This window comes from Mesonia maritima, from assembly GCF_042433895.1.
Taxonomy (GTDB): Bacteria; Bacteroidota; Bacteroidia; order Flavobacteriales; family Flavobacteriaceae; genus Mesonia; species Mesonia maritima.
Genome location: NZ_JBHLUA010000002.1, coordinates 165,648 through 181,616 on the forward strand (window position 1 = coordinate 165,648; position 15,969 = coordinate 181,616).

Annotated in this window: 16 protein-coding genes; all 16 read left to right on the forward strand. The window is 38.9% G+C overall.

Annotation, left to right across the window (positions count from 1 at the left end; translation table 11 throughout):
- Positions 1-108: 108 nt before the first annotated feature.
- Positions 109-3,894, forward strand: a complete 3,786-nt coding sequence (locus ACFFGL_RS00875; protein WP_309729406.1) for an efflux RND transporter permease subunit — start codon at positions 109-111, stop codon at positions 3,892-3,894.
- Entirely contained in the window at positions 3,891-5,108 is a 1,218-nt protein-coding gene (locus tag ACFFGL_RS00880; RefSeq protein ID WP_309729408.1) for a TolC family protein, read from the forward strand. The genes ACFFGL_RS00875 and ACFFGL_RS00880 overlap by 4 nt, the downstream gene beginning before the upstream one ends.
- Before the next feature lie 2 nt (positions 5,109-5,110).
- Positions 5,111-5,674, forward strand: a complete 564-nt coding sequence (locus tag ACFFGL_RS00885; protein ID WP_309729409.1) for an AraC family transcriptional regulator — start codon at positions 5,111-5,113, stop codon at positions 5,672-5,674.
- 67 nt (positions 5,675-5,741) lie between these two features.
- Positions 5,742-8,033 carry a multicopper oxidase domain-containing protein gene (locus ACFFGL_RS00890; RefSeq protein ID WP_374708759.1) on the forward strand — a complete coding sequence of 764 codons (2,292 nt, stop codon included), beginning with the start codon at positions 5,742-5,744 and terminating at the stop codon, positions 8,031-8,033.
- A gap of 12 nt (positions 8,034-8,045) precedes the next feature.
- Positions 8,046-8,258, forward strand: coding sequence for an SHOCT domain-containing protein (locus tag ACFFGL_RS00895; RefSeq protein ID WP_150543733.1), 213 nt, complete (start codon positions 8,046-8,048; stop codon positions 8,256-8,258).
- Positions 8,259-8,320: 62 nt separating this feature from the next.
- Complete coding sequence (locus ACFFGL_RS00900; RefSeq protein WP_150543732.1) at positions 8,321-8,641, forward strand: four-helix bundle copper-binding protein; 321 nt, start codon at positions 8,321-8,323, stop codon at positions 8,639-8,641.
- A 126-nt stretch (positions 8,642-8,767) separates the two neighbouring features.
- Positions 8,768-9,367 carry a DUF3347 domain-containing protein gene (locus tag ACFFGL_RS00905; protein WP_309729412.1) on the forward strand — a complete coding sequence of 200 codons (600 nt, stop codon included), beginning with the start codon at positions 8,768-8,770 and terminating at the stop codon, positions 9,365-9,367.
- On the forward strand, positions 9,367-9,819 hold the full coding sequence (locus ACFFGL_RS00910) for a heme-binding domain-containing protein (RefSeq protein ID WP_309729414.1): 453 nt from the start codon (positions 9,367-9,369) through the stop codon (positions 9,817-9,819). Before ACFFGL_RS00905 ends, ACFFGL_RS00910 begins: the two co-directional genes overlap by 1 nt.
- A gap of 193 nt (positions 9,820-10,012) precedes the next feature.
- Positions 10,013-10,150, forward strand: coding sequence for a hypothetical protein (locus tag ACFFGL_RS00915; protein WP_309729417.1), 138 nt, complete (start codon positions 10,013-10,015; stop codon positions 10,148-10,150).
- 17 nt (positions 10,151-10,167) lie between these two features.
- Positions 10,168-10,833, forward strand: a complete 666-nt coding sequence (locus ACFFGL_RS00920) for a DUF2231 domain-containing protein (RefSeq protein ID WP_309729419.1) — start codon at positions 10,168-10,170, stop codon at positions 10,831-10,833.
- An 11-nt stretch (positions 10,834-10,844) separates the two neighbouring features.
- Positions 10,845-11,402 (forward strand): potassium channel family protein, encoded by a 558-nt coding sequence (locus ACFFGL_RS00925; protein ID WP_309729421.1) that lies wholly within the window; start codon positions 10,845-10,847, stop codon positions 11,400-11,402.
- Positions 11,403-11,409: 7 nt separating this feature from the next.
- The gene (locus ACFFGL_RS00930; RefSeq protein WP_309729423.1) at positions 11,410-12,639 is read left to right on the forward strand and encodes a permease; all 1,230 of its coding nucleotides are present in this window, start codon (positions 11,410-11,412) and stop codon (positions 12,637-12,639) included.
- A 116-nt stretch (positions 12,640-12,755) separates the two neighbouring features.
- The gene (locus ACFFGL_RS00935) at positions 12,756-13,247 is read left to right on the forward strand and encodes a DUF305 domain-containing protein (protein WP_309729425.1); all 492 of its coding nucleotides are present in this window, start codon (positions 12,756-12,758) and stop codon (positions 13,245-13,247) included.
- Between the two features lie 25 nt (positions 13,248-13,272).
- Positions 13,273-15,087: an efflux RND transporter periplasmic adaptor subunit gene (locus ACFFGL_RS00940; RefSeq protein WP_309729426.1), complete on the forward strand. Its 1,815-nt coding sequence runs from the start codon at positions 13,273-13,275 to the stop codon at positions 15,085-15,087.
- 62 nt (positions 15,088-15,149) lie between these two features.
- Positions 15,150-15,308, forward strand: a complete 159-nt coding sequence (locus ACFFGL_RS00945; RefSeq protein WP_309729429.1) for a hypothetical protein — start codon at positions 15,150-15,152, stop codon at positions 15,306-15,308.
- Between the two features lie 37 nt (positions 15,309-15,345).
- Positions 15,346-15,912: a helix-turn-helix domain-containing protein gene (locus ACFFGL_RS00950; RefSeq protein ID WP_309729431.1), complete on the forward strand. Its 567-nt coding sequence runs from the start codon at positions 15,346-15,348 to the stop codon at positions 15,910-15,912.
- Positions 15,913-15,969 lie beyond the last annotated feature (57 nt).

Consider the following 15,969-nt stretch of genomic DNA (forward strand, 5'->3'; position numbering starts at 1 on the left):
AAAGATTTGCCCTATGGTTACCTCCATTTTGGGCTCATTTTGTTGTGTTTAATTTTCTGATACTATCAGGATTTTATTCGATGTATAACTGTTTAAATATCAATAAATATGCTAAATAAAGGCATAAAATTTCTCATAGAGAACAAACTCGTAGCGGTCTTGATGCTCGCACTCTTTGTAGGTTTGGGCGTAGTTAATGCGCCATTTAACTGGGATACCGGTTTTCTTCCTACCGATCCTGTAGCCGTAGATGCCATCCCAGATATTGGCGAGAACCAGCAAATTGTATTCACAAAATGGGAAGGCCGATCCCCACAAGATATAGAAGACCAGATAAGCTACCCCCTTACCACTACTTTATTAGGTATTCCCGGGGTGAAAACCATCCGAAGTTCTTCTATGTTCGGTTTTTCAAGTATCTATATCATTTTTGAAGAGGATGTGGAATTCTACTGGAGCCGAAGCCGTATTCTCGAAAAATTGAATTCCTTACCAAGCGGGTTATTGCCCGATGGCGTGAACCCTTCTTTAGGCCCAGATGCAACCGGCTTGGGGCAAATTTATTGGTACACCTTAGAAGGGCGCGATAAAGATGGCAATGTAACCGGAGGTTGGGATTTAAACGAACTACGCAGTATTCAGGATTATTATGTGAAATATGCCCTTTCTTCGGCAAGTGGTGTTTCGGAAGTAGCTTCCATAGGAGGCTATGTTCAGGAATATCAGGTGGATGTTGACCCCGAAAAGATGCGCCAGTATAATATCGGGTTAGGAGATATTGTTACAGCAGTCAAGGAAAGCAATAAGGATATCGGGGCGCAAACTTTGGAAATCAACCAGGCAGAATACTTGGTGCGTGGTCTGGGGTATGTAAAGTCTATCGCCGATATAGAAAATGCTGTTGTTACTTCTGAAGATTATACTTCAATAAGAATTAAAGATATAGCAAACGTAAGCTTGGGGCCCGCACCGCGTCGTGGAATTTTGGACAAGGAAGGGGCTGAAGTGGTAGGCGGGGTTGTCGTGGCTCGATACGGTGCCAATCCGATGGAAGTGATCAATAATGTAAAAGAAAAGATAGATGAACTTAAGGCTGGTCTGCCTTCCAAAGAACTGTCAGACGGTCGTACTTCGCAACTTACCATCGTCCCCTTTTACGATCGGACGGAGCTTATTCAGGAAACCCTGGGTACCCTTGATGAAGCATTAACACTGGAAATACTCATTACCATATTTGTGATTGTTGTGATGGTATTCAACTTACGGGCTTCCTTACTTATCTCTGGACTATTGCCAGTTGCGGTATTGATGGTCTTTATTTCGATGAAGTTTTTTAATGTTGATGCCAATATTGTAGCATTGTCGGGTATCGCCATTGCTATTGGTACAATGGTAGATGTTGGGGTCATACTCTGTGAAAATATCATCAGGCACCTGGATGAAGAAGATGAACGCTTTCGCGAAAGCGGAACTAGGGAGCCTATTAATACTGTGGTCTATAATGCCACTGCCGAAGTGTCGGGAGCCATTCTTACCGCGGTATTGACCACTATTATCAGTTTTATACCGGTATTTACAATGATTGGCGCAGAAGGAAAATTATTTCGACCCTTGGCCTTTACCAAAACAATGGCATTAATAGCATCTCTTGTCGTGGCTTTATTCTTAATTCCACCTTTCGCATCTTTTTTGTTTCGTAGAAAAAGCATCAGGAGAACTAGCGGATATATCCTCAATGGGTTATTGATCCTTTTAGGGATCACGGCAATAGTTTCTGGATATTGGTTAGGACTATTATTAATTGGCTTTGGAATTACAGCACTTTTAAAAGATGAAAATATTGCTTCTAATATTTCCGATAAACTTACACTTTCAGATAAGCGGGCCAACACTATAAATATTTTTATTTCTGCCTTAGCGATTGTCTTTCTACTTGCAGAATACTGGCGGCCACTTGGCGTAGATGAAAGTATATTTTGGAATTTGCTATTTGTAGGGTTTATCTGTTTCGGTTTATTGGCGGTATTCTGGTTGTTTCAAAGTTACTATACGCGAATTCTACGTTGGGCACTCCGTAATAAAATTTTATTCCTTTCAGTTCCGACTGTCATTGTGATTTTTGGAGTCCTAATTATGCAGAATACGGGTAAGGAATTTATGCCTTCCTTAAATGAAGGTTCTTTTCTTCTAATGCCCACCTCTTTACCTCACGCAGGTGTGGAAGAGAATAAACGGGTACTACAGCAATTGGATATGGCAGTTGCGAGTATTCCAGAGATAGAAACGGTCGTTGGAAAATCCGGACGGACAGAATCCGCCCTTGACCCGGCACCCCTATCAATGTATGAAAATATCATTCAGTATAAATCGGAATATATGCTGAATGAAAACGGCAAGCGTCAAAGATATAAAGTAAATGAGGATGGTTTATTTGTCCTTAAGAACGGGAACCTCGTGGTAAACCCCAATAGTGAAGTGGATCAAGATGAAAATTATAAGGATTCAGAAATTGAAGATCCTTTTCTTGTGGAAAACCAAAACCTCATTGCTGATGAAGATGGCGAGTTTTACCGGAACTGGCGTCCCGAAATACAATCCCCCGATGATATCTGGAATGAGATTGTAAGGGTGACCAAACAACCTGGTGTAACCTCCGCCCCTAAATTACAACCCATTGAAACCCGTCTGGTGATGTTGCAAACAGGAATGCGCGCACCAATGGGTATTAAGGTGAAAGGGCAGGATCTTCGGGAAATAGAAGCTTTTGGATTACAACTTGAAGATATTCTAAAACAAGCGGAAGGTGTAAAAAAAGAGGCTGTTTTTGCCGATCGTATTGTTGGAAAGCCCTATCTCCTCATTGATATTAAAAGAGAACGGCTTGCCCGTTACGGAATAACCATTGAAGATGTTCAGCAGGTACTTCAAGTTGCCGTAGGTGGTATGCCTCTGACGCAAACCGTGGAAGGTCGGGAGCGTTATGGAGTGCGGGTACGTTATCCACGGGAGCTAAGGGCAAACCCAGACGACATTAAGGATATTTATGTACCTGTAGAAAAAGGAAGCCCCGTGCCATTGGGGGAACTTGTGGAAATTCGCTACGAGCAAGGGCCACAGGTTATCAAAAGTGAGGACACCTTTTTAGTGGGATATGTGCTGTTTGACAAACTCGACGGCTTTGCGGAAGTCGATGTGGTGGAAAATGCCCAGGCACTGATTCAGGAAAAAATCGATAGCGGTGAGCTTACCGTTCCCAAAGGGATCAACTACCAATTTACAGGTACCTACGAAAATCAAATAAGAGCAGAAAAAACCTTATCTGTCGTAGTGCCCTTAGCCTTGGCAATTATTTTCTTAATACTCTATTTTCAATTCCGCTCCGTGTCCACTTCCCTAATGGTCTTTACGGGTATCGCCGTTGCTTTTGCCGGTGGTTTCCTAATGATCTGGTTTTACGGGCAGGATTGGTTTTTAAACTTCAATTTTTTTGGAGAAAACTTACGGGATCTTTTCCAGATGCACACCATCAATTTAAGTGTGGCTGTTTGGGTAGGTTTTATTGCCCTGTTTGGGATCGCTACCGATGATGGCGTGGTAATGGCTACCTATCTTACCCAAACTTTTGATCGCAATAATCCCGAAAATAAAAAAGAAATACGGGATTCTATTGTAGAGGCAGGGCAGAAACGTATCCGTCCGTGTTTGATGACCACGGCTACCACTATCCTGGCCTTGCTGCCAATCCTGACCTCTACAGGCAGGGGAAGCGATATAATGATACCGATGGCCATACCCAGCTTTGGCGGAATGCTCATAGCCCTCATTACGCTATTTGTAGTTCCGGTATTGTTCAGTATGAAAAAGGAATTGCAACTTAAAAGAGCGAGCAAATGAGATATTTTTTAATCATAGGAATTGTTTTATCGACCCTAACTCAAATGAATGGGCAACAACTGCAATCCTATATTCAGGAAGCGGAGGCAAACAATCCGGAGATTCAGGCTTTCGAGCTGCGGTACAATATCGCTGAGGAAAAGATAAATGAAGTGAACACCTTGCCAGATACCGAGTTTGGTGCAGGATATTTTGCTAGTGAACCCGAAACACGGACTGGGGCGCAGCGTGCACGTTTTTCTGTCAAACAGATGCTGCCCTGGTTTGGGACAATTACCGCAAGGGAAAATTATGCTTCCGCTATGGCAGAAGCCGAGTATGTGGAGGTTAGTATCGCCAAACGAAAACTTGCATTATCGGTATCAGAATTCTATTATTTATTATATGGAATTAGGGCCAAGCAAAAAGTCTTGGACGACAATATCCAGCTGCTGAAAACCTACGAGCAATTGGCTTTAACTGCCACAGAAGTTGGCAATGCCAGTGCGGTAGATGTATTGCGGTTACAAATACGCCAAAACGAGATATTACAACAGAAAGAAGTTTTGTTGCAAAAAGCCAAAGGAATTCAGGCGGCCTTGAATAGTTTGTTAGATCGTAAATATGACGAACCTACAGAGGTAGTCACTAATTTAGGGATTCCAGAAGATGATCCCGTCCCTGGTTTTGAAGCACTTTCTTTAAATCCGGAGTTGCTTAAATTCGATAAGTTATATGAATCGGTTGTCCAATCAGAAAAACTCAATCAAAAAGAAAGCTTACCAAGTTTAGGGGTCGGATTGGATTTTATCCCTATCGAAGAACGCCCAGAGATGAATTTTAGTGATAATGGTAAAGATATTTTGATGCCGATGGTTTCGGTTTCCATTCCCATTTTTAACAATAAATATAAATCGATAACCAAACAGAATGAATTAAAACAACAGGAAATTCAATCGCAAAAGAATGACCGTTTAAACACGTTAAAATCGAAGTTTGCCAGGGCAATTTCAGAACGGAACGAGGCCAGGATAAAATATAACATTCAGGAGAAAAACCTAAAACAAGCCAAAAATGCCGAAGAAATCTTAATTAGGAATTATGAAACGGGCACGATTAACTTTAATGATGTATTGGATATCCAAGAGTTGCAGTTAAAATTTGGGATTAACCAAATAGAGGCCATTCAAGCGTATTATACGCAATCGGCAACCATTAATTATTTAACCAACTAAGAATGGAAAAGACCTTATATATAAAAAATATGGTTTGTGACCGATGCATCAAAGTATTAAAAAATGAGCTAAAAGATGAAGACATCAACGTATTGAATGTGAAATTGGGAGAAATTACGGTAAATATTGATTCGAAAGATGAAATCCCTGCCCTTCAGAAAATAATCGAATCCAATGGATTTTTCATCATCAATAGTGAGAACTTTAAAATGGTAGAACAAGTCAAGTTAACCTTAATCAGTTTGTTAAAAACCTTACCTCTCAATAATGAAAGGCTTTCGGATATACTCTCAAAGGAGTTGAACCAAGAATATTCCAGAATCAGTAAAATATTCTCCTATAATGAGAAAGTAACACTTGAAAAATACTTTATAAAACTAAAGGTTGAAAAGGCCAAGGAATTGATACATAATAAAGAGTTGAATTTTACCGAAATAAGTCAATTGTTAAATTATAGCAACTTAACACATTTGAGCAATCAATTCAAAACCGAAACAGGGATGAGCCTAACAGAATACAAAACTTTAGAAAAAAACTTTAGAAACCCTTTAGACCGAATTATATAAGTATAAACCATAATTATTAAACATTATTTTTAGAAAAATCAATATTTTTATGTTAAAAATCAAATCGATGAATAAAGTATTATTGACATTTTTAGCAATGTTTGCGCTTTTCAATGTAAAGGCACAAACCGCTCGTCCAGAAGAAGGCAATGTGAATAATTTGCCGGTACACGAATACACTTTGACCCTCAAGGAAGAAATGGTCAATAAAGCAGGAAAACAGGTAAAAGGTATGACCATCAATGGCAGTATTCCTGGGCCAACGTTAGAATTTACAGAAGGCGAATATGCGGTTATTTATGTAAAAAACGAAATGAGCGTAGAAACCTCAATTCATTGGCACGGAATGCTGTTACCCAATTTTATGGATGGTGTACCCTATTTAACAACTCCACCAATAAAGCCCGGCACCACCTTTAAATATGAATTCCCCATCAAACAATCCGGAACGTACTGGTATCATTCCCACACAATGTTTCAGGAACAAAGTGGCGTTTTTGGGTCTTTATTAATCAATCCAAAAGAAAAAACACTGGATTATGACAAAGATTTGGTCTTGATGCTATCTGATTGGACAAATGAAAAACCTAAAAATGTGATGCGTAACCTTAAACGTGGTAATGAATGGTATCAAATGAAGAAAGGTACTTCCACACCTTTGAATCAAGTTATTGGGCGGGGAGCATTTGGCGCGCAACTCGATTTTTGGCGACAACGGATGGAAGGTGCAGACATTGCAGACGTCTATTACCCTGCATTCTTGATCAATGGCGAAGAATCGGTTGAGTATCCGCAATTTAAACCAGGAGAAAAGGTTCGGTTGCGTATCATAAATGGTTCCGCCTCCTCCCAGTTTTGGATGACCTTCGGTGGCGAAACGCCAATGTTGGTCTCGGCTGATGGTCAAAATGTAGTTCCCATTGCCCATAATAAGACTTTTATAGCCACTGCTGAAACTTATGATTTTATTGTTACCGTTCCACAAAATGGAAAAATTGAGTTGCGTGTAATGGCACAGGACGGTTCTGGGACGACCACAGCTTATATTGGTAAGGGCAAAACACTTCCAGCGGAAGTTGTCCCGAAACCCGATAAAATCAAGATGATGCAGCAAATGGCAAAAATGGATATGAAAATGGGGGCACACGCCCTAAAATTCAAGCCAAAGAAAGATGAGCGGTATGAAATGAAAGAAGAGTATGGGATGCAAATGGATATGGACAAGTCGAAAATGAAGATGGACGATGACAAGATGAATATGCCGAAAGATTCAATGAAGTACGAAAAGATGAAACATTCCCAAGGTAAGATGGATGATATGGAGATGAATGGAATGGATATGTTTTCAGAGTATAATTACGATTATCTTAAAGCACCCGAAAAAACTTCATATGATCAAAATCTTCCTGTAAGGGAAATCCTGCTAAACCTTACAGGGAATATGAACCGTTACATTTGGAGTATGAATGGCGTTCCGTTGAGTGAAACCGATAAGATAAAGATAAATGGCGATGAAGTAACCAGAATTACCTACAATAACCTTACGATGATGCACCACCCTATGCACTTGCACGGTCACTTTTTTAGGGTTATTAATGAAAATGGAGAATATTCCCCCTTAAAGCATACGGTAAACGTCCCCCCAATGCAGAAAGTTACCATAGAGTTTTATGGGAATAATGGGGATGAGTACGGGGACTGGTTTTTACATTGCCATATCCTCTATCATATGAATGCTGGAATGGACAGAATAATAAGCTACGACACCCCACGCGATCCAAGGATGGAAGAATATCCTGTTTCCAAATTAATCAAAGAAACAGATCCATTTTACACTTGGTCATTAGCAGAAGCAGCTTCACATATGGCTTCTTTTGATTTTGTCGCTTCCAATATTCGTAATCAATTTAATGTTTCGGCAGAATATGGCTGGAACCAGAACTTGGAAGCCGAAGTAACCTATGAACGTTATCTGCACGATTATTTGCGTGTCTTTGGCGGGGTGAACGTCGAAAACGAAATGGAAGATAATTTAGACGAAATTTCAACCACCGCAATTGCCGGGATTCGGTATTTGACACCTTATCTCTTTAATTTAGATGTGCGTATTGACAATAAATTAAGACCCCAAATAAGTTTAAGCCGGGAAATCCTCATATTTCCAAGAACTGCAATATTTGGAGAGTATGAATATCAAGCCGATTTTGGATGGGTTGACGCCCTTCCCGCAGGCGATAATTTCGCCAAAGAAGTGACCTGGAATGCTGGAGTAGAATATTATTTATCACGAAACTTTTCCTTGATGGCAAGTTACGACAACCGCTTCGGTGCGGGTGGTGGGCTTTCCGCAAGATTTTAAAAACCAACTGTTATGATGTACGAATGGGATTGGCTGATTTTACTGGGAGTTATAATACTATGTATTGTTATCTACTCTGGCAGAAAACAGCAAAAGAAGAAAAAAAGAAAGGATGCCCTGAAAATATTGGATGAACGCTATGCCAAAGGCGAAATTACAAAAGAAGAATATATCGAACGTAAAGAAACGATTAATCCTACCAATAATAGAAACCCCAAGAAATAATAACAAATTTGGGAATGTGATTTTCAACAAAGTAACCGATTATTAATTTAAATATAGAACCTATGAAAAATTCAAAATTGATTGAAGCATTGAACAACTGTGTTGCTCATTGCAATTATTGTGCAGATGCTTGTCTGGATGCAGATGACATCAAAATGATGGTGGATTGTATCAGGACGGATAGAGCTTGCGCAGAAGTTTGCAGCGCAACCGCAAAGTTGCTCGCCGCAAATTATTCAGATGCCAAGGGAATGGTAGAATACTGCCATAAAACCTGTAAAAAATGTGCAGAGGAATGTGCAAAACACGATGCCCAGCATTGTAAGGATTGTGCAGAAGCGTGTAAAAAATGCGCAGAGGCCTGTGAAGCTTATTTAAGCTAGTAATAATTAGTAATCTTCCCCTATTTAAAGGGGGAGGATTAATCAAAAATCCAATATAGAATAGACCCTAAAATATGGGTATGACAGAAATTAAATTTTTAAACAACAATTAAAATTAAAATCAAAATGAGAAAACTAAAAAAGACAATAGGTATCCTAACAATGACCTTAGTAACCCTAACAGCAATGTCCTGCAAGGACGGAAAAAAAGAAGGGGCTGCGGAACCAATGTCCAACGAAATGCACCAGGAAGATGGTAATAATCAAGATGGCTCAAAACAAATGGCTAATGCCGGTAGTAATGCTTCAGATGCAATCATCGATAACTACCTTAAAATAAAAAATGCCTTAGTGGCAGATAACCAGGAAAAAGCCGCCGAAGCCGGGGGGAATTTGGTAGCTGATTTTGATGATTTTGATAAGGCCAGTTATTCTTCCGAAGAACAGCAGGAATTAACCGATATTATTGAAGATGCAAAGGAACACGCGGAGCATATTTCAGAAAGTCCTATGGAACACCAAAGGGAGCATTTTGACATTTTGAGCAAAGATATTATTGATATGATCGCTATAACGGGAACCGATAAAAAACTATATCAGGATTTTTGCCCGATGTACAATGACAATAAAGGAGCGCAGTGGTTAAGTGCTTCCAAAGAGATCAAAAACCCATATTATGGAAGTAAAATGATGGGTTGTGGGGAAGTACAAAAGGAAATTAATTAATGAAAATCATCAAAATCATTGTACTGGTTTTGTTAGTTGCGTTTGTGGGTATTCAATTTATATCCACAAGTCGCAATCTAAGTAGCACTGTACCTAAAACCGATTTTATGCTGGTTAACAAAGTACCTACTACCATACAAAACAAATTACAGATATCCTGTTATGATTGTCATAGCAACAATACAGGATATCCTTGGTACAATAAAATACAACCAGCCGCTTGGTTTTTAGAAGATCACATAAAAGAAGGAAAAGCCGAATTGAATTTTAATGAATGGGGTGAATATTCCGACCGTAGAAAAAATAGCAAGTTGCGATCAATTATTAGTCAAATTGAAGATGACGAAATGCCGCTGGACTCTTATACCTTGATTCATACGGATGCAAAACTTTCCGAAGATGGGAGAACAGAAATCATAGCGTTTATGACCCAGCTTAAAAACGATTTATAAATTGTTTACGCGTGTTTCTTAGAATAAAAGTAAAGAATGTGCTTAAAAAAGAGAGGAACTTTTTTCATAATTGGTTGGTTAGTGAATTCCTTCTTTTTTAATGTTCATTCCTAAAGTCCTGTAAGGGAAGGGTATTCTTAATTTAATTAGTTTAAAAAGCCCCTTTCCTTGTCAGGCACAAAAAAGAAAGCCGATGAAAGATTGCTGCAACACAGGAAATGAAAAAGAACAAAAGAAAAGTGGCTTTAGAAAATGGTTCAACTATATCATTTATGGGATAATGGCCATTATAATTATCGGGGCTTTATTGCTCCAATTAACTGGAAACTAATTTAAGAAACCATAGAAATGAAAATTAAACAACTATTTTTTACCGTATTGATGTTGGCCTTTTCAGGAAATTTTTCAACCGCCTTTGCAGCAAATAATTCACTTATATATAGTGGCACAACTGAAATCTCAAATGAAAAATCTGTTGCAGCCTATGAAAAGAGTAGTTCAGTACCAAATTTACAAACCGATCCTAAAGCCGATTTAGATGAGTTTCCAAACCTGCACCCCTTGGTGGTGCATTTTCCCATAGCATTATTGCTATTGGCCGTTGTATTGCAATTAATACAACTTTTTATAATGAACCGGACAATGGATTGGGTCGTCCTGCTAACAGTAGGAGCAGGATTTATAGGAGCTTATGTGGCGGGTAACTTTGTACACCCCCATACCGAAGGTCTTACCCAAACCGCAAAAAAGGTATTGGAACAGCACGATAAGTATGCAATGTGGGCGATGTGGTCCAGTGCTGCAGCCGCTGTACTCAAACTTGTAAGCCTTTTCTGGTTTAAGCAAAAAAGATGGTTTGAGGTTTTGGTATTCGCGGTACTTGCCTTTTCCGGATATTCCGTGGGATGGGCTGGACATTATGGTTCTCAATTGGTATATATAGAAGGTGTTGGTCCACAGGGGCAGTTTTTAGGCGACGAGGCCGAAGAAAGTCACGAAGGTCATTCCCATTAAATTAAAAATATATGAACGAGCCTAAAGACATAGAATATAAAAATACTTTTTACATCCAGCTTTTGTCAAAAGCCCTGCCAACCATTGCAATTATTGCGGGGCTTGCGATTTTGAGCCTTTGGGTTACACCGCGATTTAGAGATGCATTATGGCTGTCGTGGTCAATTCTCTTATTTGCAGTGATAAAGACATATTTTATTGTAAGGCTTTCCTTTGATCAACTAATGAAAATTATCGGTCAAAGTCATTTATTGAGCCATATTCTTATTTTATTCGGGCTACTTATAACCCTTATTATCTTTTCATTCGCCCTGGATTTTACTTCGCTTCAATTTTTTGATACAAAAAATTTCAAAGTTAGTTCGGAAGAAGGAATGAGTGGTTTTAAAATTTTTTATGAACACCTCTATTTTAGCACTATAACTTTTTCTTCGATTGGCTATGGAGATATTGTGCCTACTTCTGTTCTTTCCAAAGCTTTGGTGATGTTAGAGGTTGGACTGAGGTTTTTTGTACTTGTATTCGGGATCGCCAATATTAATCAAATACGTATAAACGAAAATAAATAAGATAATTATGAACGACTTTCTAAAACAATGGGGCGAAGCTGCTTATACCACCACCGGATTTTTCTGGATGGCGTTGTGGGCATTCGTGTTGGGGTATGTCATCAGTAGTATGATCCAGATTTTCGTGACCGAAAAACGAATGCAGAAAACTATGGGCGGTGAAGAATCTAAAGGTGTCTTGTTGGGCACATTTTTCGGGTTTATAAGCAGTTCGTGCAGCTTTGCGGCCTTGGCAAGCACAAAGTCACTTTTTAAAAAAGGAGCAAGTTTTATATCATCCATCGCATTTTTGTTGGCTTCGACAAATCTCGTCATCGAACTGGGGATTATCATCTCAATATTTTTGGGATGGCAGTTTGTGGTGGGCGAGTATGCCGGAGGAATTTTATTGATAGGTATCAGCTGGGTTTTAATACGGCTCATCAATCCCAAAAAGCTCATTGATAAGGCAAGGGAAAATCTTGAAAAGGAAGATGAAGGTTCAGGAATGGACGATTCCAAAAATTGGAAAAAGCAGATTCAAAAAGAAGATAGCTGGGCGAAAGTGGGCAAAAAATATAAGATGGAATGGCAAATGGTCTGGAAAGATGTAACCGTGGGGTTTACCATTGCCGGCATTGTTGCAGCCTTTGTACCTGATGCGTGGTTTCAGACCCTCTTTATTGGAAGCGGTCAGGGAAATACGGACTTTTCTTTTTTTGAAATCCTGGAACACATTATAGTGGGCCCCGTTGCAGCGTTTGTAACGTTTATAGGGTCTATGGGCAACATCCCCTTGGCCGCTTTGCTATTCGGAAAAGGGGTCAGTTTTGCGGGGGTAATGGCTTTTATTTTCAGTGATCTGGTCGTTTTTCCAATTTTAAGAATCAATGCGAAGTACTACGGTTGGAAAATGTCATTATTTATTCTCTTCTTACTATTTACCTCGTTAATTGGAGCCTCACTCATTTTGCACTATTCTTTTGACCTGATGAGCCTGTTACCAGATCCATCACAGGTACAGGTTCAGGATAGCGAATATTTTAAGATCAACTATACCCTTTACCTAAATCTTGCATTTTTAGCAATATCAGGGTATTTAATTTATCTGGGGTTTTTCAAAAAGAAGGATGTGGACAGCAAAATGGGCGAAATGGCCCCTAAAAGTCAATTGCTCGAAAACATCTTAAAATATTCCGCTTTTATCAGTTATATCTGGATTGTGGGCGGGCTGATTGTAAAATTTTTTATGAATTAAGATTTAAATTAAAGGAGTAATCATTAACAAAATGGTAGTCAAAAGAAAAAGATTATCAATTTAAATAGACCCTAAGTAAAAAGACTTAACAATTATCAATCAAAAAAAATAAAAAAATGAAGTCAACAGAAAAAAAACAAGATGGAATAAAAAAAAGTAATTATAGCAGGTTTTTAGCTATGCTTGGTCTTTCCTTTATCGCTATGTACGTCACAATGTATCTCAATACATACGAAATAGACCACGTGTATTTTAGTCTTACCAGATTTTATATGACCTGTTTGGGAATAGCCTGTATGGCGGTCATTATGTGGTTCTTTATGCGAAAAATGTATCAAAACAAGAAAAAGAACATCGCGATACTTGCGGGAAGCGCGATTCTGTTTGCGGGTGCTTTTGGCTTGGTAAGAGCCCAGGCCCCCATCATTGGAGACGTTTTATATATGAAGGCAATGATCCCGCATCATTCCATAGCCATTTTGACCAGCAAGCGAGCCGATATAAAAGATCCGGAAGTACGAAAATTGGCGGATGAAATCATTAAGGCTCAGGAAAAGGAAATTGCTGAAATGAAACAGTATATCAAACGATTAGAAAACAAGAAGTAAATAAACAGATTTAATTTTATATGTTATGAACAAGAAATTTTTATACATAAGTATCGCAGGTATTGTGGGCCTATTGGCAGGATACCTAATTTTCGGGAAGCCGGTGGATGAATCTACGGCTAGTAAGGATGTATCCGAGGTGTCCAATACTCACGATCATTCTGGCGAAACCGCCAATCAAATGTGGACGTGTTCAATGCACCCACAGATTATGCAACCGGAACCGGGAGATTGCCCTATTTGTGGAATGGAACTTATCCCGGCCGAATCTGGAGCTGATGGCCTATCTGCAAATGAAATTAAAATGACCAAAAACGCAATGGCACTGGCCAATATTCAAACCAATGTAGTTGGTAATGCTGTAGGCGAAAATGGAAATGTTACGTCTTTATCCGGTAAAATCGTGGAAAACGAAGAAGCGAGTGCAGTACAGGCCAGTTATTTTGATGGGAGGATTGAACGCCTAAATGTAAATTATGAAGGACAAGAAGTTCGCAAAAGGCAGCTTTTGGCAACAATCTACTCGCCTAATCTTGTTGCTGCCCAACAAGAACTCATTACCACGGCTTCCCTTAAAGAAAGCCAGCCCGCACTTTATAAATCCGTACGGAATAAATTGAAGCTCTGGAAACTTTCAGAAAGCCAGATCAACAGCATCGAAGAATCTGGAGAAGTTCGTGAAAATTTTCCCATTTATGCCACGGTTTCCGGAACAGTTTCCGAAAAAATGGCGGAAGAGGGCGATTACGTAAAACAGGGGCAGCCCATTTTAAAATTGAACAACCTAAATACGGTCTGGGCAGAGTTTGATGCCTACGAAAATCAAATTTCACAATTTGAAAAAGGGCAGGAAATAAAAATGACCACCAATGCCTATCCCAATAAAGAATTTGATGCGAAAATATCTTTTATTGACCCGGTATTAAACACCCAAACCAGAATAGTAACGGTAAGGGCTACTATACAAAATAAAAACAACTTCTTGAAGCCAGGAATGTTCGTTACAGGTAAATTTGAAGGTATTGAGCCTTCTGGTGAAGAACAGCTTCTTGTTCCGGCAAGCGCGGTAATGTGGACAGGGGAACGTTCATTGGTGTATGTAAAAACAGATCCCGACGAACCTGTCTTTGAAATGCGTGAAGTGACGATAGGTAACAGAAACGGGGAAACCTATTCTATAACAAGCGGATTGGAAGATGGAGATGTAATCGTGACCAATGGAACGTTTACCGTGGATGCCGCTGCACAGTTAAGTGGTAAAAAATCAATGATGAATCAAGAAGGTGGCAAGACAATGACAGGGCACGAAGGACATACTGGGATGCAGCAAGCAAACACCGAAGCCATTGGTAATAGCATTGACCATACGAAAATGAACGAAAGAATAGATGTTCCTGCCAAGTTTCAAAAACAGGTAGAGCAGGTTTTTGATGGCTATATTGATTTGAAAAATGCCTTAGTAAATGATAATGCGAAAAACGCACAGCAAGCTGCTGAACGGGTAGAAAAAAGTCTGAGCAAGGTGGATATGAAATTATTGGAAAATGAAAAAACGCACAAGCACTGGATGACCATTCAAAAGGAATTAAAGTCATCGTCAAATGCTATTTCCCTTTCTTCAGATATTAAAAAACAAAGGGACCACTTTAAACATTTATCTGCCCATATGATAAGCAGTGTCCAACTCTTTGGGGTAAACCAAAAAGCCTACAGCCAATTTTGTCCTATGGCCAATAGTAACAAGGGAGCTTATTGGTTAAGTTTAGAAAAAGAAATCCAAAATCCATATTATGGACAAGCTATGTTGACCTGTGGCGAGGTTAGGGAGACCTTTGAGTAGTTATCTCCACAGTAAGTTTTCAAAAATAAAGCCATTTTCTACTTGAAAATTGAAGAAAGAATATGAGTGAAAAAAGGAGAAATAGAAGAAAAAATAAAAGCAGAAAAGACATAAAAACCAGCAATAACACCATTACGGAAAAGGATAAAATTTATGGTATTATTGCTATGGTTATTATTTTTATAACGGCCTTGATTGCTGCCATCTTTGTGAGTTTTTAAGGCGTGAGAATCCATTCTAATATATGAAATCCACAATATGCCCAATATCCTTTATATAAAAAATATGGTGTGCCCCAGATGTATAAGTTCTGTATCCCGTATTTTGAACAAATTGAATATTGAATACAAAACTATAGAGTTGGGTGAAGTAGCTTTGACAAATGAACTGAGCCCTAAAAATAAAAGTTTATTGTCCGTGGAATTTCAAAATGAAGGGTTCAGTTTGGTTAATGATAGAAAAAGTCAACTCATTGAACAAATGAAAAGTTTGGTGGTGGATAAAATCCATCACTCTAACGAGGCACTCGATATAAAATGGCCAGAGTATATTAGTGGGAAATTGTATCTGGATTATAAATATCTTAGCTCCTTATTTTCTGCTGTAGAGAGTATTACGTTTGAGCAGTATATCATCAACCAAAAGATCGAACGCGTAAAGGAACTTATTGTATATAATGAATTGAGTTTAAGCAAAATTGCATTTCAAATGAGCTATAGCAGCGTTGCTTATTTAAGCAATCAATTTAAAAAAATTACGGGGATGACACCTACACATTTCAAAAATTCTACTAACAAAAACCGAAAGAATTTGGATGAGGTGTAGAATTATTCCATTAATCTGAAAATATTACAAATCATTCAGCCCATTCCATAATACTTC

Bases quoted from the DNA above. Each gene is read 5' to 3' on its own strand.
- ACFFGL_RS00875 (WP_309729406.1), top strand. From the start codon at position 109: ATGCTAAATAAAGGCATAAAATTTCTCATAGAGAACAAACTCGTAGCG.
- ACFFGL_RS00880 (WP_309729408.1), top strand. From the start codon at position 3,891: ATGAGATATTTTTTAATCATAGGAATTGTTTTATCGACCCTAACTCAA.
- ACFFGL_RS00885 (WP_309729409.1), top strand. From the start codon at position 5,111: ATGGAAAAGACCTTATATATAAAAAATATGGTTTGTGACCGATGCATC.
- ACFFGL_RS00890 (WP_374708759.1), top strand. From the start codon at position 5,742: ATGAATAAAGTATTATTGACATTTTTAGCAATGTTTGCGCTTTTCAAT.
- ACFFGL_RS00895 (WP_150543733.1), top strand. From the start codon at position 8,046: ATGATGTACGAATGGGATTGGCTGATTTTACTGGGAGTTATAATACTA.
- ACFFGL_RS00900 (WP_150543732.1), top strand. From the start codon at position 8,321: ATGAAAAATTCAAAATTGATTGAAGCATTGAACAACTGTGTTGCTCAT.
- ACFFGL_RS00905 (WP_309729412.1), top strand. From the start codon at position 8,768: ATGAGAAAACTAAAAAAGACAATAGGTATCCTAACAATGACCTTAGTA.
- ACFFGL_RS00910 (WP_309729414.1), top strand. From the start codon at position 9,367: ATGAAAATCATCAAAATCATTGTACTGGTTTTGTTAGTTGCGTTTGTG.
- ACFFGL_RS00915 (WP_309729417.1), top strand. From the start codon at position 10,013: ATGAAAGATTGCTGCAACACAGGAAATGAAAAAGAACAAAAGAAAAGT.
- ACFFGL_RS00920 (WP_309729419.1), top strand. From the start codon at position 10,168: ATGAAAATTAAACAACTATTTTTTACCGTATTGATGTTGGCCTTTTCA.
- ACFFGL_RS00925 (WP_309729421.1), top strand. From the start codon at position 10,845: ATGAACGAGCCTAAAGACATAGAATATAAAAATACTTTTTACATCCAG.
- ACFFGL_RS00930 (WP_309729423.1), top strand. From the start codon at position 11,410: ATGAACGACTTTCTAAAACAATGGGGCGAAGCTGCTTATACCACCACC.
- ACFFGL_RS00935 (WP_309729425.1), top strand. From the start codon at position 12,756: ATGAAGTCAACAGAAAAAAAACAAGATGGAATAAAAAAAAGTAATTAT.
- ACFFGL_RS00940 (WP_309729426.1), top strand. From the start codon at position 13,273: ATGAACAAGAAATTTTTATACATAAGTATCGCAGGTATTGTGGGCCTA.
- ACFFGL_RS00945 (WP_309729429.1), top strand. From the start codon at position 15,150: ATGAGTGAAAAAAGGAGAAATAGAAGAAAAAATAAAAGCAGAAAAGAC.
- ACFFGL_RS00950 (WP_309729431.1), top strand. From the start codon at position 15,346: ATGCCCAATATCCTTTATATAAAAAATATGGTGTGCCCCAGATGTATA.